Source organism: Methanoregula sp. UBA64 (assembly GCF_002502735.1).
Lineage (GTDB): Archaea > Halobacteriota > Methanomicrobia > Methanomicrobiales > Methanospirillaceae > Methanoregula.
On the sequence record NZ_DAQC01000001.1, the window covers coordinates 815375 to 835400 of the forward strand.

Annotated in this window: 18 protein-coding genes; 11 read left to right on the plus strand and 7 right to left on the minus strand. The window is 53.8% G+C overall.

The genetic code is table 11. From position 1 onward, the window contains the following. The first annotated feature begins 85 nt into the window (after positions 1-85). A complete protein-coding gene (locus tag BP758_RS03935; protein WP_292368901.1) occupies positions 86-472 on the plus strand; it encodes a winged helix-turn-helix transcriptional regulator in 387 nt (128 codons plus the stop codon). Positions 473-479: 7 nt separating this feature from the next. On the opposite strand, the gene BP758_RS03940 is transcribed toward BP758_RS03935, so the two are convergent. Both BP758_RS03940 and BP758_RS03945 read right to left on the minus strand, forming a co-directional pair. Continuing rightward, positions 480-1016, minus strand: coding sequence for a response regulator (locus BP758_RS03940; protein ID WP_292368903.1), 537 nt, complete (start codon positions 1014-1016; stop codon positions 480-482). Between the two features lie 55 nt (positions 1017-1071). After that, positions 1072-2526, minus strand: a complete 1455-nt coding sequence (locus BP758_RS03945) for an MDR family MFS transporter (protein ID WP_292368905.1) — start codon at positions 2524-2526, stop codon at positions 1072-1074. A gap of 196 nt (positions 2527-2722) precedes the next feature. Between BP758_RS03945 and BP758_RS03950 the strand changes: the two genes are divergently transcribed. Further along, complete coding sequence (locus tag BP758_RS03950; RefSeq protein WP_292368907.1) at positions 2723-3334, plus strand: TetR/AcrR family transcriptional regulator; 612 nt, start codon at positions 2723-2725, stop codon at positions 3332-3334. 104 nt (positions 3335-3438) lie between these two features. Here the strand turns inward: BP758_RS03950 and BP758_RS03955 are convergent, their stop codons facing one another. Continuing rightward, a complete protein-coding gene (locus BP758_RS03955) occupies positions 3439-3627 on the minus strand; it encodes a tautomerase family protein (protein WP_292368909.1) in 189 nt (62 codons plus the stop codon). Between the two features lie 498 nt (positions 3628-4125). Here BP758_RS03955 and BP758_RS03960 point away from each other — a divergent pair, with 498 nt between their 5' ends. Continuing rightward, positions 4126-4530 carry a hypothetical protein gene (locus BP758_RS03960; RefSeq protein ID WP_292368911.1) on the plus strand — a complete coding sequence of 135 codons (405 nt, stop codon included), beginning with the start codon at positions 4126-4128 and terminating at the stop codon, positions 4528-4530. Then, positions 4527-4937 carry a hypothetical protein gene (locus BP758_RS03965; RefSeq protein WP_292368914.1) on the plus strand — a complete coding sequence of 137 codons (411 nt, stop codon included), beginning with the start codon at positions 4527-4529 and terminating at the stop codon, positions 4935-4937. The genes BP758_RS03960 and BP758_RS03965 overlap by 4 nt, the downstream gene beginning before the upstream one ends. Before the next feature lie 707 nt (positions 4938-5644). On the opposite strand, the gene BP758_RS03970 is transcribed toward BP758_RS03965, so the two are convergent. Both BP758_RS03970 and BP758_RS03975 read right to left on the minus strand, forming a co-directional pair. Then, positions 5645-6490: an AbiJ-NTD4 domain-containing protein gene (locus BP758_RS03970; RefSeq protein WP_292368916.1), complete on the minus strand. Its 846-nt coding sequence runs from the start codon at positions 6488-6490 to the stop codon at positions 5645-5647. A 469-nt stretch (positions 6491-6959) separates the two neighbouring features. Continuing rightward, positions 6960-7403 carry an SRPBCC domain-containing protein gene (locus tag BP758_RS03975; protein ID WP_292368918.1) on the minus strand — a complete coding sequence of 148 codons (444 nt, stop codon included), beginning with the start codon at positions 7401-7403 and terminating at the stop codon, positions 6960-6962. Between the two features lie 292 nt (positions 7404-7695). Between BP758_RS03975 and uvrA the strand changes: the two genes are divergently transcribed. From uvrA to BP758_RS03990, 3 genes are all read left to right on the plus strand, one after another. Further along, positions 7696-10503: an excinuclease ABC subunit UvrA gene (gene uvrA, locus BP758_RS03980; protein WP_292368920.1), complete on the plus strand. Its 2808-nt coding sequence runs from the start codon at positions 7696-7698 to the stop codon at positions 10501-10503. Positions 10504-10714: 211 nt separating this feature from the next. Beyond that, on the plus strand, positions 10715-11749 hold the full coding sequence (locus BP758_RS03985) for a methyl-accepting chemotaxis protein (RefSeq protein ID WP_292368922.1): 1035 nt from the start codon (positions 10715-10717) through the stop codon (positions 11747-11749). 430 nt (positions 11750-12179) lie between these two features. Beyond that, entirely contained in the window at positions 12180-12689 is a 510-nt protein-coding gene (locus BP758_RS03990) for a hypothetical protein (protein WP_292368924.1), read from the plus strand. 290 nt (positions 12690-12979) lie between these two features. Here the strand turns inward: BP758_RS03990 and BP758_RS03995 are convergent, their stop codons facing one another. Both BP758_RS03995 and BP758_RS04000 read right to left on the minus strand, forming a co-directional pair. Beyond that, complete coding sequence (locus BP758_RS03995; RefSeq protein ID WP_292368926.1) at positions 12980-13597, minus strand: LysE family translocator; 618 nt, start codon at positions 13595-13597, stop codon at positions 12980-12982. 818 nt (positions 13598-14415) lie between these two features. Next, a complete protein-coding gene (locus tag BP758_RS04000; protein WP_292368928.1) occupies positions 14416-14823 on the minus strand; it encodes a winged helix-turn-helix domain-containing protein in 408 nt (135 codons plus the stop codon). A gap of 146 nt (positions 14824-14969) precedes the next feature. Here BP758_RS04000 and groES point away from each other — a divergent pair, with 146 nt between their 5' ends. The 4 genes from groES to uvrC all read left to right on the plus strand — a co-directional run bounded on the left by groES (position 14970) and on the right by uvrC (position 19993). Next, on the plus strand, positions 14970-15242 hold the full coding sequence (groES, locus tag BP758_RS04005; protein WP_292368930.1) for a co-chaperone GroES: 273 nt from the start codon (positions 14970-14972) through the stop codon (positions 15240-15242). An 11-nt stretch (positions 15243-15253) separates the two neighbouring features. After that, positions 15254-16867, plus strand: a complete 1614-nt coding sequence (groL, locus tag BP758_RS04010) for a chaperonin GroEL (protein ID WP_292368932.1) — start codon at positions 15254-15256, stop codon at positions 16865-16867. A 195-nt stretch (positions 16868-17062) separates the two neighbouring features. Further along, positions 17063-18409, plus strand: a complete 1347-nt coding sequence (locus tag BP758_RS04015; RefSeq protein WP_292368934.1) for a RecQ family ATP-dependent DNA helicase — start codon at positions 17063-17065, stop codon at positions 18407-18409. Positions 18410-18439: 30 nt separating this feature from the next. Continuing rightward, on the plus strand, positions 18440-19993 hold the full coding sequence (gene uvrC / locus BP758_RS04020) for an excinuclease ABC subunit UvrC (protein ID WP_292368936.1): 1554 nt from the start codon (positions 18440-18442) through the stop codon (positions 19991-19993). Positions 19994-20026 lie beyond the last annotated feature (33 nt).

Here is a 20026-nt window from a genome sequence, read left to right on the forward strand (position 1 = left end):
TTCCTTTACCGATCATGGTCCTTATAGTATCAAAAGATGAGCAGTTTGCACAATCGTATATACTATCCTGCAGGATAGTTGTGGTATGCCAGAGCCACCGCCGGCCAGGAAATGCCCGATCCAGGTCTCGCTCTCTGTTATCGGGGGAAAGTGGAAACCGATCATCCTCTGGTTCATTAAAGACGAACCGGTCAGGTTTTCCCACCTCCAGAAGAAGATCCCGGGGATCACCCCGATGATGCTCGCAAAACAGCTCAAAGAGCTTGTGGCCGACGGGATGATCGTGCGGACGATCTATCCCGAAGTTCCCCCACGGGTCGATTACGCCATTACGGATGACGGCCGCTCGGTCCTTCCCGTTCTTGTGGCGCTCAATGACTGGGGTAACGAGTACCAGAAACGGAAATTCGGGTGCTGGAGCCAGAAGTGCGCGGACACATTCCGGACCGATGACGGAAAAAAACAGGAATGAATCCGGATCATTTTTTACGATAGAAGAAGTATCCCCCGTTAAACGACCGGTTAAGAGAACCTGCCGGGGTATTCATTACGATAAGATTACGGTCTTTTTCCACTTCAGGAAGGCTCAGGGAAAGGGGATTCAGATCGATAGGATAGCTGATTTTTTCCCGGAGTTGTGATTGTTCGATCAATATCAAAAACATTGTTTCCAGATCCAAAAACCGTTCCTGCGGATTCCCACCTTTCCTGATACAGAAGTCAGCCCCGCTGCTGTACGCCCGCTCATACACAGCCCCGGAAAAATCACTGGAAAAAAGGATAAATGGAATTTCACCCAGTTCGGCCCTCACCTGTTCGAGCAGGAGAATCCCGTTCATGGGGCTCATACCATAATCCGATAGGATCCCGTCATACCGCCGGCACCTGAGCTTTTCTAGTGCCTGAACCCCCGACAGTGCCGTATCGACCGCGAGCATCCCCGACATTTCGAGAAACAGTTTTCCCATATGCAGGAGTGCCTCGCTGTCATCGACAAAAAGAATGGTGTAAGTCATGCCGCATCCTGCCAGTCATTCTGCTTTGTGTTCGGGAAACACTCCTGACTTTACATTATGGGCCCGCGGCAGCCCCTTTTTGCAGGGGAAGATAAAATGCTACACAGATTGCAATTACCGTCAGGCCCGACAGTCCCCAGAATGTTACTGCGTACGCATTGGTTACCGCCGCGATCCCTGAGGATCCATAGCCCTGAAGCTCCTGCTGGAGGATGACGGCAATTGCGGCAGAACCAAAAGCCCCGCCAATAAGCTGGAAGATGCGTGTCGCACTGCTTGCATGAGATATTTGATCGCCGGCAAGGCCACGGTAGGCAGCCACCATGACCGGGATGAGTCCTCCCCCCATACCGATTCCCACAACAAACAACAATACGGCAACGATAACCGGGCTTGCTGATGGCCCGATAAAGGAGAAGGGCACTATCCCAATAAGGGTGACAACAAGGCCGGCCTGGATAAGCACCCTGGCGTCTACATGATCCGTGAGGTTCCCGATCCAGCTTCGGGTCAGGAGCATCCCGAGCCCTTCCGGGATCAGCCAGAGCCCGGTAAACAGAACATCTGCTCCCCGGACCTGCTGGAAATACAGGGGCAGAAGAAGCAGGGATCCGGCCGAGATGGCACCAATCAGGAAAAGCAGGATACACGATGCGGAAAAATAACGCGAAGCAAACAGGCGGAGATCGATAACGGGCATTTTTTTTGTGGCAGATTTTTTTACTGAGGAAGAATGGAAGATAAAAATGCCCGCCAGGAGCAGGCCAATGGCAAGGGGAATACCTGCCCTCCAAAAAGATGACTGCACAGAGGATCCTGCCTGCGAGATAGCGTACACAAGAAGCGCCAGCGCCGGGGATAAAAGCATGAGGCCAGCAATATCAAGATCCTGGCTGGTGCCTGGTACTTCATTCTCCGGCAACTCTCGCCATGCAAGTACGATTGCTGCAATGCAGATCGGGATATTGATATAAAAGATCCAGTGCCAGCCTAAGGCCTGGACAATAATTCCCCCAAGGACCGGCCCGAAAATAGGAGCAAAAAGTGCCGGCAGGCTCATAACCGACATAACCTGGCCAAGACTGTGTCCCCCGGCGGCCTGTACAGCCAAGGTTGTGAGGATGGGAAAGATCAGCCCGGCCCCGATGCCCTGGAGGATGCGGAAAAGGATCAGGCTGGTGGTGTCCCAGGATATTCCTGACAGGATCGAACCCGCCAGGAATACCGCAAGCGAGACCAGCCACATCCGCTTGCCGCCAAAACGGTTAACTGCCCAACCGGACACCGGGACCGTCATACTCATAGCGAGCAGATACCCGGTAATAACCCATTGAATAGCCGAAACGGTCGTATGCAGATCGGCGGTCAGCGTGTGGACTGCCACGTTGACCATCGTTGTATCCAACAATGCGGCAAGACCGCCAATCAGGAGGATCATCTCAATTTTTAATAATGCCGGTTCGATCTTGCCATTGGAATTTGTCGGGGTTTTCACCGGGTCAGTAATCATAAGAATTCTTCCGCTCACGGATTTTAAGAAACGCTAAGTATCTTATGTAAGAAACGTTAAGTTCCTTAAATATAAATATGTTCCCGGAAGAAACAGGAATATACAAACGGTCCGGGAACGGCAGAACCCATTTGCCGGGAGAAAGATTATCCCCATGAGCGAGGAGAAAAAGAATCGGATTTTACCAGCGCACCGCGTGGTTGGTGATCCAGGATCCCAAAAGGGAACGCGGCGCCGGGGAGAAATTCTCGAAGATGCGATCCTTCTGGCCGCATGGGAGGAACTCTCCGAAACCGGTTACACTCACCTGACCATGGAAGGGGTTGCCGCCCGGGCAAAAACAAACAAGGCGGTTGTGTACCGCCGCTGGCCCAACAAAAGCAGGCTTGTTATTGCCGCATTGAAAAAATACCTGCCCATTACCAAGGGGGAGGTACCGGATACGGGAAATCTCCGTACGGATGTCCTTGTTTTGCTCAGGAACGTAACACAACCCCTCCAGGCAATCGGGGCTGAAACCCTCCATGGGCTGCTGGCGGATCTTCTCGACAAGGAGAGAATTTCATCGCTCCCGAGGATGTTGCGCTCCGGCGGGAACGAAAAAGTCACGGTTGCCATGAGAAAAATTCTCGAACATGCCCAAAAACGAGGGGAAGTCTCTCTTGCATCGATCAATCCGCGTATTATTTCCCTGCCCATGGATCTGATACGCTATGAAATTCTTATCCGTCAGGAGCCGGTATCGGATACCACCCTCAATGAAATTGTGGATGATATTTTCCTGCCGCTTATCACTGCAAAAAGATAATGGAGGACCGGATAAATCGTAGGGATTGTATCCGGTGTACTTCCCCTTCACCCCGCACACGCGACAACGGGGATACGCCGAAAAAAACAGTTGATAAAAAGGAGTTAGTGCTCGTCGCACCGGAGCACGCCGCCGTGCCCGATGTCTTCGAGGCTGTGCTCGTCGATCATGATCGTGACGAGACCCGGGTCGATCTTGAGGGTCGAGACGAGCGTGTTCGTGAACTCTTTTACGATCTTTCGTTTCTGTTCGGTTGTCCAGCCTTTGCGCATCTTGAGAATGACGACGGGCATGATAGTACCTTGAAGTACGATATGTGAACGGATGATATTTACTTTCTTTTGAGTCTAATCCGGCTGCAAAATAAGGCCAGTACCCCATTTTTACGCGCACGGATCTTCAATAATTGCGCTCCGATCGCTGTGCAACCCAATATAATCTGCCGGTTTTCCTCTTCCGGAATTTATTCAGCCAGACCCATCACCTTTGCATAACCATGCTGTTTTGTCAACAGTGCCCAAAAACCGGGAAGCAGCGATATGCATTCCCGGCCATGACACACCGGCCGGGTGCCGGGGAGAGCAAAGGGGACAGGTTGGGGGAGCAATCGTAAAGGTACATTTTTGTACCTGGAGAAAACGCGAGAATAATCCCCGGATTGGCCTAAAAATCCTGAACGGGTTCCCGTTTTCCAAAAAAAGCGGTTCATAATCAACGCACATTATCTTCCCGCACCAATGTTCCGGATGTCAAAGGGGCCTCTTGTGACACCAGTAAATGGAGGTAAAAAAATGAGTGAAGAATCCAGACATGAACCGGAAGGAAAAACACCCGGCCCCTCCGGGCCCGGTGCGGGAACCGGCCCGTTATCACCGGCAGCAGGGGAACACCGGGTGGTGCCCAAAAAAACCGCACCGCCACACCTTGTCGAACGGGCCACGGCGCTCCGGGGCCAGGGTATCGGGCGGCCGCTGCCTCCAAAGAGCGCAGTCCGGCGCCAGACCCTGGGGGATATCTATGGGAGGGACCCCGAGGTTCCGTATGTGAAGTTCGAGGCATCACTTCGCGATCTGGTCTGCTCCCTCATGGAGCGGCAGGACCGGATGAACGAGGAGATCTTTTACCGGGTAAACGATCTCGGCAGCAGGCTCGACGATATTGAAGACCGCATTCAGGACAGCGGGAGCGAACGATGACCCGGGGACGGCGCCCGACAAAGGCGCTCACGGAAGCAGTAGGGATTGCCTGCCGGCGCGGCAGCGTGGAGAATGTTGCCGGCCGGAGGGGCCGGGCCTTCGATTTCATCATTATCGAGCCGTTCCGGGTTGTCTTTGTAAAGGTGAAGCGATCGCGGACATCATTCACCTTCCCCCAGGATGCCCTTGCCAAATACGGGCGGGAGATTGCATGCCTCCACCGCGTTGCCCTGACCCGGGTGACGGCCCGGGAGTTCTGGGTCCGGTCGCCGGCCGGGGAGTGGCAGCATTTTCTCATCCGGCACGATTCGGTGATCGAAGTCCATGCAGACGGGACGTATATCCCCCGCGAAGTGCTCCCGCTGGAAGCAGGAAGCCCGGCGGAAAGTACGGCAGACGGGGAATAATTCCTTTTTTTTGCACCAGAGAACTCCCTTTTTTATGTCGCCCCCCCTTACGCCAGCCCTGCCCCCGTTGGGGGCGGGGGCGTATGCGATGCCTCGGTATTACCTGCACCGAAGAATGCTCTGAATGCAGGTAATACTGCATCATCGCTAACCGGGGGACGCCCACGCGGCGGGGGCGATAGCCCCCGGGAGCGTCTTTGTGGGAGTATCAGTTTAAAGAGGGTAAAAATTGGGTATACTATCCAGCACCCCAAAAAAGGGTATCCCAAAAAGCCAAATCCGGGCCCGCATTGGGCTCCGTTTCCCTTTTTTTGATCCATTTTTGCACAAAACCCGTGCAGTTTTACACACTTTTTCCGGAAACACAATATACATGCGATTCCGGCCAAACCGGGCTTATCCTGCGGCCCTGTACAACCCTAATGTACGCTTTTGCGAGGCAAAAATCAAGGGAGGGTGGGGTGCAGGAGGGGGGCGGGAAAAGGAGGGGCAGTTATGCGACATCCGCCGCTTCGACTTCGGAGATCTCGCGGTTGAGTTACGGGGATTTCCGGTGAAGTTCTTCACGCTGGACTTCGAGAACAAGTTCTCTTGCTTCTTTGGTAGTGGCGAACGCTTCTTCCTGGGACTTACCCTAGATCTCAAAGTTGCTTATAGCGGAAAACGAGGTCCACATGTTCTACCCAGAACAATATAGTCATTAAAAATCATTTTATTCGATTTGTAGATTTGAGAATTAGATAAATAATATTGAACATTCTAAAGAAGAGATAATCCACTTGATAATCCGACACAATCGAAATTTTATCTATTTCGTGATGCCGAATCCGAAATTGATTTCCAATTTCTGTAAGCTCATGTGCATCGGTATCAAGGCGTTTATTGAAATTTGTTTCAGGAGCTGTTTTGTCTAGAAGTGTTTTAATTGAAGATTGTTTGTCACAAGACACTATTGTTTTCAACCGTTCCCAAGCATCCCATAGTTTTTCCAAAGAATCTTTTCGGGTATGAGGATCGGAATTGAGAAATTTCGTGCGAGCCGTGTTAAGTAAAATGTCAAGATCGACATCACCCGTATTAAATTCCGTTTGTAGTAGCGGTTGTCGAAACTCCTCAGGAACCAAACGTATTATTTTTCCTTCGCCAGATAACTCATAAATAGATCCATTCCGTCGAAAAATTATATTAATATCCTCCCTGAACGCTAATTGACCCTTCTCTCTTTGAGAACAATCCGAATATTCCTCATAATGATCTTTAGTAGGACGTAGCACATTTTTATAAGAAAATTCAATTAAATCGAGAATGTCTGATCTCGAAGGTTTATTGGATGAACTCAGGGACCAAGACAAAGTTGGAATTTCAGCTGAAAGGGAATTCTCGAAAAGCTCATTATTACCATGATCGGTTCCAGATAATGCATTTTCAAGATACCACTTGAGAATAACTGTGTGTATGCCTTTCCAAACGGGTAGAGAAATCTCCTCAATAACGCGTGGACGTGGCCCGTTTTCCCGTTCGCTAAAATATTCATGCGGCATGAACGTACCCATCACATATTTTCCTTTACATTATTCTTTCTGCAAGAATAATATTCCTTTATAATCTGACGAATAAGGAGATATAATGTTGACTTTACTACAACCCAATCTTGATTGTTAATACGGTCGGTATTATAGAGAGGGAATTGTCTGGTGATGATACCCCTCCTTCACTTTCATACCACGAACTGAACCGCTTTAAATGCCGGGTGTCAAAATCCTGAGCACACCAGCATGAAGAATCTCACCATCAAAGGTGCATGCCAGCACAACCTGAAAAATATCAATGTGGAGATCCCGCGTGACAAGCTTGTTGTGATCACCGGGGTCTCGGGGTTCGGCAAATCCACGCTCGCGTTCGATACGCTCTATGCCGAAGGCCTGCGCCGGTATTGGACAAAGTCGGGCCGCAAGCGGCGGGACGGGGCCAGGCTAGTGGGATTTGGGCGGACCCGGAACCGGTTTAGTACCGGACCCGTCGTCATGCTGCGGTCTGTTCTGCCCGGGCTTTCAGCGCGTTGTTCATTTCCTCAAAACCGCGTTGGGTATCGGTATCGAGCATCCGTGCCAGCAGGGGGACAAGCAGGCCCGTGAAGATCTCCCGCTGGGTAAAACGAACCCGGCCTGTTCCCAGCGGTTCGATAGTAAAGATATGTTCGCCGTCAAAAAGGCCGGGTACGAAGAGATGACCAATCCACCGAAGCTCCCGGTCAGTCTCTACCTTGAGAACCGTGGGCGAAAAAGTCATTCCCTTCGCCCCGGAAGGCTGCATCAGGATGTCGAGCCGTTCCCCCTCCACAAGGTTTCCCCGTGCCCGGCGAATGAACGGATTCCATTGAGGAAAACCCGCGAAGTCGGTGAGGATCTCCCACACCCGTCTGGTCGATGCGGTAATTTCAATCTCACTCCGGAGTTCTTTCATCATTCCTTTTAAAGATGTGATTTCTGATAAAAGAGTGAGATCGTGTTTATCGGTGCGGTTGATGTGGTGCGGACCCGTTCTCTCCGTGATTGAAAGACCTGGAACCGGGTTGGTACCGAGGTCGTCGTTTCATCTCGGGTACCTAGGGCACTGAAGAATGGCTTGTAGGGAAGGGTCGGTACATACGCGTGAGGCGGACCGGTATTATAGACGAGTGGGAGAAGACCGTCTTCACTTTCATGCCCCGAACTGAACCGCTATAAATACCGGGTGTCAACAGTCTGAGCACACCAGCATGAAGAATATCACCATCAAAGGTGCACGCCAGCACAACCTGAAAAATATCAATGTGGAGATCCCGCGTGACAAGCTTGTTGTGATCACCGGGGTCTCGGGGTCCGGCAAATCCACGCTCGCTTTCGACACGCTCTATGCGGAAGGCCAGCGGAGGTACGTCGAGTCCCTCTCCTCCTACGCCCGCCAGTTCCTCGGGATGATGCAGAAGCCCGACGTGGATTCCATCGAAGGGCTCTCTCCAGCCATCTCCATCGAGCAGAAGACCACGTCCAAGAACCCCCGCTCGACCGTGGGGACCACGACCGAGATCTACGATTACCTCCGGCTCCTTTTTGCCCGGATCGGCACGCCCTACTGCCCCGAGCACAACATCCCGATCGCAGCCCAGAGCCCGGACCGGATTGCCGACCAGATCGCGGCGGAGCATCCCGGCCAGGTCACGGTCCTTGCCCCCATTGTCCGGCAGAAGAAGGGGACGTACCAGCAGCTCCTCCGCGACCTCAACGCCGAGGGCTATGCCCGGGCCCGGGTGAACAACACGCTCGTCCGGACCGATGAGGAGATTACCCTCGACCGGTACAAGAAGCACGACATCGAAGCGGTGATCGACCGGCTCGACACCACCGACCGGGCCCGGCTCGCGGAAGCCGTCGAGAACACGCTCAAAAAGTCCGGCGGGCTCGTGCTCGTTGCGGACGAAGCGGGGAAGGAATCGACCTATTCCTCGCTCCTTGCCTGCCCGGTCTGCGGCCTTGCCTTCGAGGAGCTCCAGCCCCGCATGTTCTCGTTCAACAGCCCGTTCGGTGCCTGCGACGAATGCCACGGCCTTGGCGTCAAGATGGAGTTCGACGCCGACCTCATCATCCCGGACAAGAACCGGTGCATTGCGGACGGTGCGGTTGCCCCGTACCGGAACCCCATGGACGGTTTCCGGGGCCAGTACCTTGCAACGGTTGCAAAGCACTTCGGCTTCTCGGTCCTCACCCCGATAAAAGACCTGACCGAAACCCAGTACAATGCGCTGATGTTCGGCTCGACCGAGAAGATGCACTTCTCGATGAGCACGAGAAACGGCGATGCCCAGTGGTCGCATAATGGCGAGTGGGAAGGCCTCCTCCCACAGACCGCCCGGCTCTATGCCCAGACCCAGTCCGAGTGGCGCAAACGCGAGCTCGAAGGCTACATGCGGGTCTTCCCCTGCCCGGCCTGTAAGGGAAAACGGCTCAAGGACAAGGTGCTCGCGGTCAGGATCGATGGCAAATCGATCATCGATGTGACCGACCTTTCGATCACGGCCTGCCTTGCGTACTTCTCCGGCCTCCGGCTCACCGAGAAGGAGGAGGGCATCGCCCGGCAGATCATCAAAGAGATCCGGTCCCGTCTGCTCTTTTTGGAAAAAGTCGGCCTCGGGTATCTCACGCTCTCGCGGAACGCCGGGACGCTCTCGGGCGGCGAAGCGCAGCGGATCCGGCTTGCCACCCAGATCGGTGCAAACCTGATGGGCGTACTCTACGTGCTCGACGAACCGTCCATCGGTCTCCACCAGCGGGACAACCGGAAGCTTATCGAGACGCTCCAGACGCTCCGCGATATCGGGAATACGCTGATCGTAGTGGAACACGACGAGGACATGATCCGCTCCGCCGACCATGTGATCGATATCGGGCCCGGGGCCGGGCTCCACGGCGGCGAGATCGTGGCGCAGGGAACCCCACAGCAGATCGAGAAGAACAAAAAGTCCCTTACCGGGCAGTACCTCTCCGGGAAAAAGACGATCGATGTGCCGGAGAAACGCCGGAAGGCAAAGCAGTTTATCACCGTCAGGGGCTGTAAGGAGAACAACCTCAAAAACATTGATGCGAAGATCCCGATCGGCCTCTTTACGGTCGTGACCGGGGTCTCCGGGTCCGGCAAGTCGACGCTCGTATACGACACGCTCTACAAGGGCATGATGCAGAAGCTGTACGGCTCAAAGGAGCAGGCAGGAGCGCATAAGGAGATCGTCTTTGATTCCGAGATCGACAAGGTGATCGTGATCGACCAGAGCCCGATCGGCCGCACGCCGCGAAGCAACCCGGCAACGTACACGAAACTCTTCGACGAGATCCGCACGATCTTTGCTGAGACAAAGGAGGCGAAGATGCGGGGCTACAAGGCGGGCCGGTTCTCGTTTAACCTGAAAGGCGGGCGCTGCGAGGCCTGCGAGGGCGACGGCCTCATCAAGATCGAGATGAACTTTCTGCCCGACGTGTACATCGAGTGCGAGGAATGCAAGGGCAAACGCTACAACCGCGAGACGCTCGAAGTGAAGTACAAGGGCAAGTCGATCGCCGATGTGCTTGACATGAGCGTTGAGGAGGCGCTCGCTATCTTCGCAAACATTCCCTCGATCCAGAGCAAGCTCGAAATGCTCTGCCGGGTCGGCCTCGGGTACGTGAAGCTCGGCCAGAGCGCAACCACGCTCTCGGGCGGCGAAGCGCAGCGGATCAAGCTCACCCGGGAGCTCGCGAAACGGGCAACGGGAAAGACCCTCTACCTGCTCGACGAGCCGACTACCGGGCTCCATTTTGACGACACAAAGAAGCTCATCAAGGTGCTCGACGATCTCGTGGAGAAAGGCAACACGGTCGTGGTGATCGAGCACAACCTGGACGTGATCAAGTCAGCCGATTACCTCATCGATATCGGGCCCGAAGGCGGGGATGCCGGCGGGGAGATCGTCGCAACCGGGACACCGGAGAAGGTGGCTCTCGTGAAGGAGAGTTATACGGGGCAGTTTTTGAAAGGGATGCTGGGGAAGAAGTAGGACTGCCCGGTTCCCGCATACCCCTTTTTAGTAGGTATCCCGAAACAGTGCGATTTTCACTTAGACGTTTTATAGGGATTATCCGGATACTGCCGTCAGGATACGAGCCCGGCGAACCGGTTTTTTTCTGGAGGATATTATTTTAGGTAACTGTTATTATTTTTTTATATCGGAATATTATTATAGGGCTTGTTAGAACGATACTTCTAAGATGATGCAGTCAGATGGTAGCCATGATAATTTTTCCGAGAATGCCGCATTCGAGATGAGGAAGGGGCTCTCTGCCATACAGGAAATCAACAGTTCGGTCAAGATGCTCTCCCTTAATGCCCGTATCGAAGCTGCACGGGCTGGTGATGCAGGGAAGGGATTTGCGGTGGTCTCCGAAGAGATGAAACGACTGAGCGATGATATCCAGACGACCGCAGTACAGATCGAAGAGATCATCAACCGTACGGTAAACGAGATCGCCGAGGCGGGGATCACTGCACGGGGGGCCCGGCTCAGCGATCTTGCTTTTAATGCCATCGAGATCCTCGATCGCAACCTGTACGAGCGAACGGCAGATGTCCGGTGGTGGGCTACAGAGTCTGCATTTGTTGAGGCCTGCACCCAGCCCGGCAGCAGCGAGATGTCCCACACTGCCATGAAACGCATGGATATCATCCTTAAGAATTACACTATTTACAAGGATCTGGTTATGGCCGATCTTAATGGCCGGGTGATTGCCAATGGCCGGCCCGAGCAGTATCATCTTATCGGTCGGGACGTTTCTGATAAGCCCTGGTTTAAGGGGGCCGTTGCAACGGGAAACGGTCTTGAATACTATGTTCAGGATCTCGATATCTGTGACCTTACGGGAGATCATGCCGTGCTTTATTCCGCTGCGATCCGGGAAGGAGGCAGTACCGAGGGCAAGGTTATCGGGGTGCTGATGGTCATATTTGACTGGAAGCAGGCCGATTATATCGTAAAGAATGTGCGCCTTCCGGAGAACGAGAAAAACAGTTCACGGGTTGTTCTCTTTAACAGGAGAGGGATTGTGATTGCCGCAAACAATGGAACCGGGGTGCTGACCGAAGATCTCTCCTGTATAAGCGGGATTAAACGGGCGCTGAACGGCGAGAAGGGGTTCACGGTTGAAACCCATGAAGGGCAAAAGACGCTGATTGCCTATGCCTGTACTCGGGGATATGAAACATACCGCGGGCTCGGATGGGGTTGTGCCCTCATGCTGCCGGCATAAGACAGGGCGATCGTGGCAATCGGGACGCCGGGGAAGGTGGCACTCATCCAGAAGTGTTATACAGGGCTGTTTTTGAAAGGGATGCTGGGGAAAAAGTAGGGTCCAACCGCGTTAAAGAATTGAAATTTATAGGCAATACGGTATATACTAAATAAACCGTGAGTAAGTCCTTCCCGAAAAGGATGATACCACCTTGAGGTGGACGAAGTGAAGAAGGGATCACTACAGTTAACAAACCCCTTTTTAAAAATCGACGTATCCTTTAGTAGACCCTATCCCTGATACCGGACATGAGGGTAAGGTGGCTATAGCTGAAAGTAATGCAACATATTCATTGTCCATTACATTTGAACTTTTGATTGTGTAGGGGATCTTTCAATTATGACCCCCAAAGAATTATACCCATAAAAATAAAAATTAACTAAAGTATATGAATGAAATAAATACATTGGATGATTTAATAGAGAGAAAAGCAAAACATATTACAATTATTGGTGTTTTTTGCGCTTTAACATTATTTTCTATCAATTTGGACATTCCACTTATAACTTTTAGCTCATTAGCAATTTTAATAATATTGTGTTGGGTTTTCTATAGAGGAATTCCTCAAAAAGACGATTCCAGTACTTTTTTTTCAGCATTAAAACTGTTTGAATTGTTATTCTTTTTTGGGATATTAGTCCCCATTTATTTATATATTGCAAAATACGCTTTTTCACTTCATCCGGATCAAAAAATTCTTTTTATTATTTATCTAATAGTCCCCCTTTATTTTAATTTTAATTATTTCATCGTTGAGAATTGGATGAAAAATCCAAATACTCTTCCACCAGTTGATTCACAACGATATTACCGGGTTATGATTGTAACACTTTTGATGATCATTAGTTTGGAAATGACATATATCACAATAAAATTATTTGAAATCTGGTTCAAATAAAGACTTTAGGTATAGAAACGCACATGAACGGACATTCACACGCGGACCATGAAGATTAAAATTCCAGATTCTATTTCGACGGGAATTATTAACCCCACTTAGTTAATTTTTATAGGAAATCTGATTTTATAATATTTTTAATTGTTTTTGATTGTATAATATTACCGCTTTTAACGATGGTGTTTTTGTCTTCGGCAGTTGCCCCGCCGCGGGGGCGCCCCGTCGGGGGGCGGCGGCGTTCCTCGCTCGTGGGGGTATGGGGGCGCGGTCTGCCCCCATCATCTGGAACCTCACACAAAAATCATCGCAAATGTGGCAATCCCAAATAAGACTATTATGACCCCGGCGACCCGGTTCACGAGCCCCAGCACCCGCGAATCGCACCGCGATCCAAGAACCGATGTCCCGCTTACAAGAAGGATCCACCAGGCAATCGATCCCGCAGTAATGCCAAGGACCATCAGCATCGCCGGGACGCCGCCGCCCGAAAGCCCGCCAATGCCCAGCGCTGCAAAAACCCCGGCAAACGAGATGAGGGTCATGGGGTTCGTGAGTGTCAGAAAAACCGTTGTGGCATAATCCTGCAGCAGCGTGCATTCCCCCGCGGTCCCGGGAGTATCCGGTGGCGCTGACAGGAAGATCCGGACACCGAGACCGACAAGGAGTGCTCCCCCGACCGCACTTACGATGGTCATGTGCCCCGTGAGCAGCCCGGTAACAACGGTAAGGCCAAACGCTGCAACGCCAGCATATACCCCATCTGCCGTTGCCGCCCCGAGTCCCGTTGCAATCCCGGACCGCCATCCGCACGCAAGCGTCCGCCGGATGCAGAGGATCGCGATGGGGCCGACGGGTGCCGCTATGCAAAACCCAAAGATTATCCCGGCGACAAGAACCGACCAGTCCACGAAAGTACAAAGAATCCGCGGTTATAAATCACTGTCTTTTACGGTCAGGGAGAAACCATGTCCACCGGCAGGATGGGGGATTGCAGCTTCTTTTTGTCCTAGTGGCGGCAACTACTGACCTCCGATTGGTATCCCAATCCAAACTGCCCCGTACGATCCCACCCGCTCTTTTTAAAAAAACTTAGGGTCGCGAGCTCTAGGTTTCCAAAAAATCTTCGAATCGGTTGCTGAGGATTCCAGAAAAAATGCGGATCGCGAGCTGGAAATTCAAAAAAAAGTTCGAATCGGTTGCTGAGGATTATAAAAAAAAAAGCGGGTCCCGAGCTGAGGATTCCGGAAAAACATCGACCCCGCCCGGCCCGCTCATTTGACTCACCCACGAATAATCATCATATTCTCCGACGGAGCCTAGACAGATCATGCACCTGTTCGCGAAAAAAGTCCGGCCTGGGGGGATCCGATTCAAAAAAAAGAGCGGGCCGCGAGCTGAGGATTCCGGAAAATCTTCGGATCGGTTGCTGAGGATTGCAAAAAAAGATCGAAACGCGAGCTGAGGATTTCAAAAAATCTTCGGATCGGTTGCTGAGGATTTCTAAAAAACTCCGGGTCCCGGCCCGGCAATTCCGGAAAAAGAGCGGGGGGTCACCCTGACCTCCAAAAAAATTGGCAACCTCCCTACCCACCAAACCGCAAAAAAAATGATCGGTCCGACCGATCGTCAAAAGAGGTCGCCCCGACCCTTTTGATGGGGAGAGTCTTCACACATTTCGCAGGGATCGCACATTATTACAGAAAGATCCTGCACGTGTGCAGCCCGCTCACTCCCGCACTCTCCCGTACTCCTTATCGATCCCGTCCGCCACATCTTCGAGATCGTCAAACATCCTGATGGCGTCTTTCCGTAACTCCTGCACCATGGCCCGGAGCGTGCTGCCCCGGAGGTAGATGAGCTTCCGGTGCCGGTACAGGATCCCCGCATCGATCAGGTTCCTTATATGGTGGTTCACCCGCGAGGATGTGATATTGAGATCCGCTGCAATCTGCTCGACCGGCACGCCTTCGCCCGCAGGCCGGTGTTCGAGCAGCGCCACGATCACCTGCGTTGCCACCCGGTCCGTGTCCCGGCCTTCCCCGATCCCGAACGAGTGGAAGAACCAGTGGATCTCCTCGTCCTCTCCCGGCGCCATCGGGCGGTCCACCTGCCGGATCACAATCTGACGGATCATACCTGTCTCCAGTGTTATCGCCAAAATAATTTAAACTTTTTCTAGGATATCTCTAAAAAGTTGAAACGATTTCTACAATTTTCATAATTTTTAAATATTTCAGGAACCCATACTACCGGCATACCACAACAGTTGAGGTGATACACATGGCAATTGTTCCCATTGGAGAACGGGTCTTAATCAGGCCCAGGGAAGCCGAAGAAGTGACAAAAAGCGGGATCTACATCCCCGAGACCGCCCAGGAAAAGAAAAAAGAAGGGACGGTCATTGCCGCAGGGACGCACGATGACGGAAAGTCGCTCCCCTTAAAAGCGGGCGACCACGTCATTTACGGCGGGTACAGCGCGGACAAGGTTGAACTTGATGGCGAGAACTACGTCTTTGTACCGTTCAAGGACGTGCTCGCGAAGATCGAGTGAGGTGAGAAGATATGGCAGGATCCAAACAGCTGATGTTTAACGAGGAGGCGAGGAAGTCGCTCCTTGCCGGTGTCAACAAGGTAGCGGACACAGTGAAGATCACACTTGGCCCCAAAGGGCGCTATGTCGTGATCGACAAGGCAACGAGCCCGCTTGTCACCAATGACGGCGTGACCATTGCAAAGGAGATCTCGCTCCACGACAAGTTCGAGAACATGGGCGCAAAGCTCGTAAAAGAAGTTGCCCAGAAGACCCAGGACAAGACCGGTGACGGCACGACCACGGCAACGCTCCTTGCGCAGGCTATGATTGTTGAAGGTCTCAAGAATATTACCTCGGGCGCAAACCCGATCGAAGTGAAAAAGGGCATCGATGCGGCGGTCGGCGAAGCGGTCGGCTACATCAAAAAGACGAGCGTGCCGGTAAAAGACAAGGCAAAGATCGTGCAGGTAGCAACGATATCGGCCAACAACGACGAGGAGATCGGGAAACTTATCTCCGAGGCAATGGAAAAGGTCGGGTACAATGGCCTCATCAGCGTCGAGGACGCAAAGAGCCTTGAGACGAGCCTTGACGTGGTCAAGGGGATGCAGTTCGACCGCGGGTTCATCTCGCCCTACATGGTCACCGACAACGAGAAGATGGTCTGCGAGTACGAGGACTGTTCGATCCTGATTACTGACAAGAAGATCTCGTCCATCAAACAGATGGTGCCGGTGCTCGAGATGGTGGCATCGGAGGGCAGGCCGCTCCTGATCATTGCAGAAGACGTGGACGGCGAGGCGCAGGCAGCGCTCTTCTTAAACATCATCCGCGGGGCGCTCAAGGTCTGTGCGGTAAAAGCACCGGGCTTTGGCGACGACAGGAAGGCAGTGCTCGAAGATATCGCAATCCTGACCGGAGCGACCGTTATCTCGGAAGAGAAGGGTATGAAGCTCGATAATGTCACCAAGAAAGAACTCGGGCAGGCCCACGTGATCCGGGTTGACAGCGAAAAGACGCTCATTGTCGGAGGAAAGGGCGATAAAAAGGCCGTCGAGGACCGGATGACGCTGATCCAGTCCCAGATCAAGATCACAGATGCCGAGTACAAGAAGGAGGAGCTCAAAAAGAGGCTCGGTAACCTTGGCGGCGGTGTTGCGGTGATCAAGGTCGGCGCGGCAACCGAGACGGAGCTCAAGGAGAAGAAGATGCGGATCGACGACGCCCTCAATGCGACAAAGGCCGCAGTCGAGGAAGGCGTGGTGGTCGGCGGCGGGATCACACTCTTTAAGGCCATCGCATCGCTTGACTCCCTCAAATTCGATGACGACCGCAAGGTCGGGGTCTCGATTGTCCGCCGTGCGCTCGAAGAGCCGATCCGGCAGATCGCAAAGAACTCCGGGATTGAAGGCGCGGAAGTAATCGCACGGATTAAGGAACACAAGAATGCAACCTACGGGTACAATGCGAAGACCGCAGTCTACGAGGACCTCATGGAGAACGGGGTCATTGACCCGGCAAAGGTTGTGCGGATCGGACTCCAGAACGCAGGCTCGATCGCCGGTATGATCCTCTCGACCGAGGTCCTGATCACGGACTTCAATGACGAGAAGGACCAGAAGTCCGCAGCGATCATCATCTAAACCAAAAAGATACCCTCTCACCTTTTTCCCACAAAAGCGTGCCGGCAAAAAAAGAGCCCCATACTGCCTGCCGGCACTTTTTTTTATTTTCACCCTGCACGCCCGGGTGTTCTTATACGGTCATCTCCCACGCCTGATACATACGACGACGCCGGGCCGACAGGAAATGCCGGCCCGGATAAGGACTCTTTACCCATGACCCCTCAGGCAGACACACCCCGCACCGCACCCGACTCCCGCGAACATCTCCTTACTCTCTTAAAAAAATACTGGGGATACCCGGGCTTTCGGCCGCATCAGGAGGCGATCATCCGATCGGTTGTGGGCGGCCGCGACACGCTCGCGATCCTGACTACCGGCAGCGGGAAATCGCTCTGCTACCAGCTGCCTGCGGTGTATCTCGGCGGAATCACCCTTGTCGTCTCCCCGCTTCTGGCGCTCATGAAAGACCAGGCCGATGCACTCAATGCGCGGGGTATTATGGCGGCCGCATGGACCGGCCAGCTCGACAGTGCCGGGCGGAGCCGGATCGAGGCGGCAATGCGGGAAGGCAGGCTCCGGATCCTCTTTGTCTCACCGGAGAAGTGTATGCAGCCGGGATTTCTGGCATTCCTCAAAGGATTCCCAGTCCGGCTCCTTGCCATCGACGAGGCGCACTGCATCTCGGAGTGGGGCCACGATTTCCGGCCCGAGTACCGCGAGCTTGCCCGGCTCCGGGCGGGTTTCCCAAATGCCCCGGTCATCGCGCTCACGGCAACCGCAGTCCCCGAGGTGCGTAACGATATCGCCCGCCAGCTCGGCCTCGTGCAGCCCCGCGAGTTCGTGGGAAGTTTCGAGAGGAAGAACCTCATCTATAAGGTCATCAGGAAAAAAAACCCGGAAGTCCAGCTCGCTGCCATCTGCTGCCGGCATAAAAACGAGTCCGGCATTGTGTACTGCCTCTCGAAGAAGGAGACGGAAGAGTGCGCTGCGGACCTCCGGCAGCGGGGCTTTGCCGCCGTTGCCTACCATGCCGGCCTCTCCCGCCCGGTCCGGGAGAACGTGCAGGAAGCGTTTCTCAATAACTCCGCGAAAGTGGTCTGCGCCACCGTTGCGTTCGGCATGGGGATCGACAAGCCCGATGTCCGGTTCGTTGTCCACTACGATCTCCCCAAATCGGTAGAGTCCTACTACCAGGAGACCGGCCGGGCCGGCCGGGACGGGAAGCCCGCCGAGTGCGTGCTCCTCTTTGGCCGCAGGGACATTGTCCGTATGAACTGGATGCTCGACCACGATAATGCGGGAGAGAAGGCCACCCGGATCGCGCACCGGAACCTCCGCGAGATAGTCCGGTACTGCGAGATAACCACCTGCCGGAAGCACTTCCTCCTCACGTATTTCGGTGAGAAACCGACCGGCCCGGCCTGTGGGACCTGCGATGTCTGCACCGCAACCACATCCGGGCCAAAGAAGAAGACCCCGGCCCGGCGCACTCCTGCCGGCAGGAGCTCAGCAGGCTGTGTGGCAGTCCTCCAGCGCAGTTACCCGATCCCGAGCGTTTAAGGCGCCCGACCCCGGATACTTTTCCCGGATATGATCGATACCGCAGGCCTTCCCGAAAACCCCGGCTGCTACCTCTATTCCGATGCAGAGGGCCGGATCATCTACGTGGGTAAGGCAAAAAACCTCAAAAAACGGGTATCGAGCTATTTCACAAAAAAAGACCACGACCCCAAGACAAAGAGCCTCGTTGCCCATATCGCCTCGGTCGACTTCGTGGTCACCGGTTCCGAGACCGAGGCATTTCTTCTCGAAAACACCCTGATAAAAAAGCACCAGCCGAAGTACAACATCGATCTCAAGGATGCGAAACGCTATGCCTGGATCGAGCTCACGAACGAGAAGTTCCCGCGCCTTGTTGTTGCCCGGAAAGCGACCGGCGACGGCACGTACTTCGGGCCCTTTGTCTCCGCCTCGGAACGGGACTATGTCATGAAGGTGGCAAAGAAGATCTTCCACTTAAGAACCTGCAAAAAACTCCCCAAGCGCCCCTGCCTGCGCCGGCACATGCAGTCCTGCAGTGCACCCTGCACAGGGACCATGAGCCCCGAAGAGTACGGAGAGAACGTCAAAAAAGCAGCCCTGCTCTTAAAAGGAAAGGCAAAGGAACTGGTCGCAGAGCTCCGTACCGCGATGGCGGCCCGGTCGGTGGCCGAGGACTACGAGCGGGCACTTGTCCTCAGAAACGAAATTTCTGCCATCGAACATCTTGCAGACCGGCAGCACGTGGAACGCCGTCGGGAGTACGACCAGGACGTGATCGCATTCCAGGTCTCGGGGGAGACCGTGTACCTGACGCTCTTTAACGTAGAGAAGGGCACACTTGCAAACAAGCAGGAGTTCACGTTCGATGCGGGCGAGGACTTCTTCGAGGAGTTTGTTGTCCAGTATTACTCGGACCATGATCCCCCCAATGAGATCATTGTGGAGCAGGAGACCGACCCGGCACTCGCGGAGTTCCTCTCGACAAAGAAGGGCCGGCAGGTCGGGATCGTTGTCCCGCAGCGGGGCGAGAAGAGGCAGCTCCTTGATCTTGCCAAGAAAAACCTTGAGATCGCGTTCTTCCGCGACACCTTAAAAGGCGTGGAGCTCGGCGCTGCGCTCACCATGGAGAAGCCTCCCGGAGTGATCGAGTGTTTCGATATCTCCCACCTCTCCGGGACGGCAATGGTGGGCTCGATGGTACAGTTCCGTGACGGGAAACCCGACAAGTCCGGCTACCGGCGCTTTAAGATCAAGACCGTGGAGGGGATCGACGATTTCGCTTCCATCGCGGAAGTCGTGACACGGCGGTACCGGCGGCTTACCGAAGAGCACGCACCGCTCCCTGATCTCGTGATCATCGACGGGGGAAAGGGCCAGCTCTCCGCCGCCCGAGGGGCGCTTTCTGCGCTCGGGATCGACAACCTGCCGGTGATCTCGATTGCCAAGCGCGAAGAGGAACTCTACGTGCCCGGGGACTCCCTCCCGTTACGGCTCGACCGGAAGAGTATCGCCCTCCGCTACATCGAGGAGATCCGGGACGAGGCGCACCGGTTCGCCATCACCTACAACCGGCTGTTACGAAAAAAGAAGGTCATTTCCTGACTATTGTCACATTTCTGCCATTTAGTCAAAAGT

Coding starts and splice junctions, on each gene's coding strand:
- BP758_RS03935 (WP_292368901.1), top strand. CDS start 86: ATGCCAGAGCCACCGCCGGCCAGGAAATGCCCGATCCAGGTCTCGCTC.
- BP758_RS03940 (WP_292368903.1), bottom strand. CDS start 1,016: ATGACTTACACCATTCTTTTTGTCGATGACAGCGAGGCACTCCTGCAT.
- BP758_RS03945 (WP_292368905.1), bottom strand. CDS start 2,526: ATGATTACTGACCCGGTGAAAACCCCGACAAATTCCAATGGCAAGATC.
- BP758_RS03955 (WP_292368909.1), bottom strand. CDS start 3,627: ATGCCCGTCGTCATTCTCAAGATGCGCAAAGGCTGGACAACCGAACAG.
- BP758_RS03960 (WP_292368911.1), top strand. CDS start 4,126: ATGAGTGAAGAATCCAGACATGAACCGGAAGGAAAAACACCCGGCCCC.
- BP758_RS03965 (WP_292368914.1), top strand. CDS start 4,527: ATGACCCGGGGACGGCGCCCGACAAAGGCGCTCACGGAAGCAGTAGGG.
- BP758_RS03970 (WP_292368916.1), bottom strand. CDS start 6,490: ATGGGTACGTTCATGCCGCATGAATATTTTAGCGAACGGGAAAACGGG.
- BP758_RS03975 (WP_292368918.1), bottom strand. CDS start 7,403: ATGATGAAAGAACTCCGGAGTGAGATTGAAATTACCGCATCGACCAGA.
- uvrA (WP_292368920.1), top strand. CDS start 7,696: ATGAAGAATATCACCATCAAAGGTGCACGCCAGCACAACCTGAAAAAT.
- BP758_RS03985 (WP_292368922.1), top strand. CDS start 10,715: ATGATGCAGTCAGATGGTAGCCATGATAATTTTTCCGAGAATGCCGCA.
- BP758_RS03990 (WP_292368924.1), top strand. CDS start 12,180: ATGAATGAAATAAATACATTGGATGATTTAATAGAGAGAAAAGCAAAA.
- BP758_RS04000 (WP_292368928.1), bottom strand. CDS start 14,823: ATGATCCGTCAGATTGTGATCCGGCAGGTGGACCGCCCGATGGCGCCG.
- groES (WP_292368930.1), top strand. CDS start 14,970: ATGGCAATTGTTCCCATTGGAGAACGGGTCTTAATCAGGCCCAGGGAA.
- groL (WP_292368932.1), top strand. CDS start 15,254: ATGGCAGGATCCAAACAGCTGATGTTTAACGAGGAGGCGAGGAAGTCG.
- BP758_RS04015 (WP_292368934.1), top strand. CDS start 17,063: ATGACCCCTCAGGCAGACACACCCCGCACCGCACCCGACTCCCGCGAA.
- uvrC (WP_292368936.1), top strand. CDS start 18,440: ATGATCGATACCGCAGGCCTTCCCGAAAACCCCGGCTGCTACCTCTAT.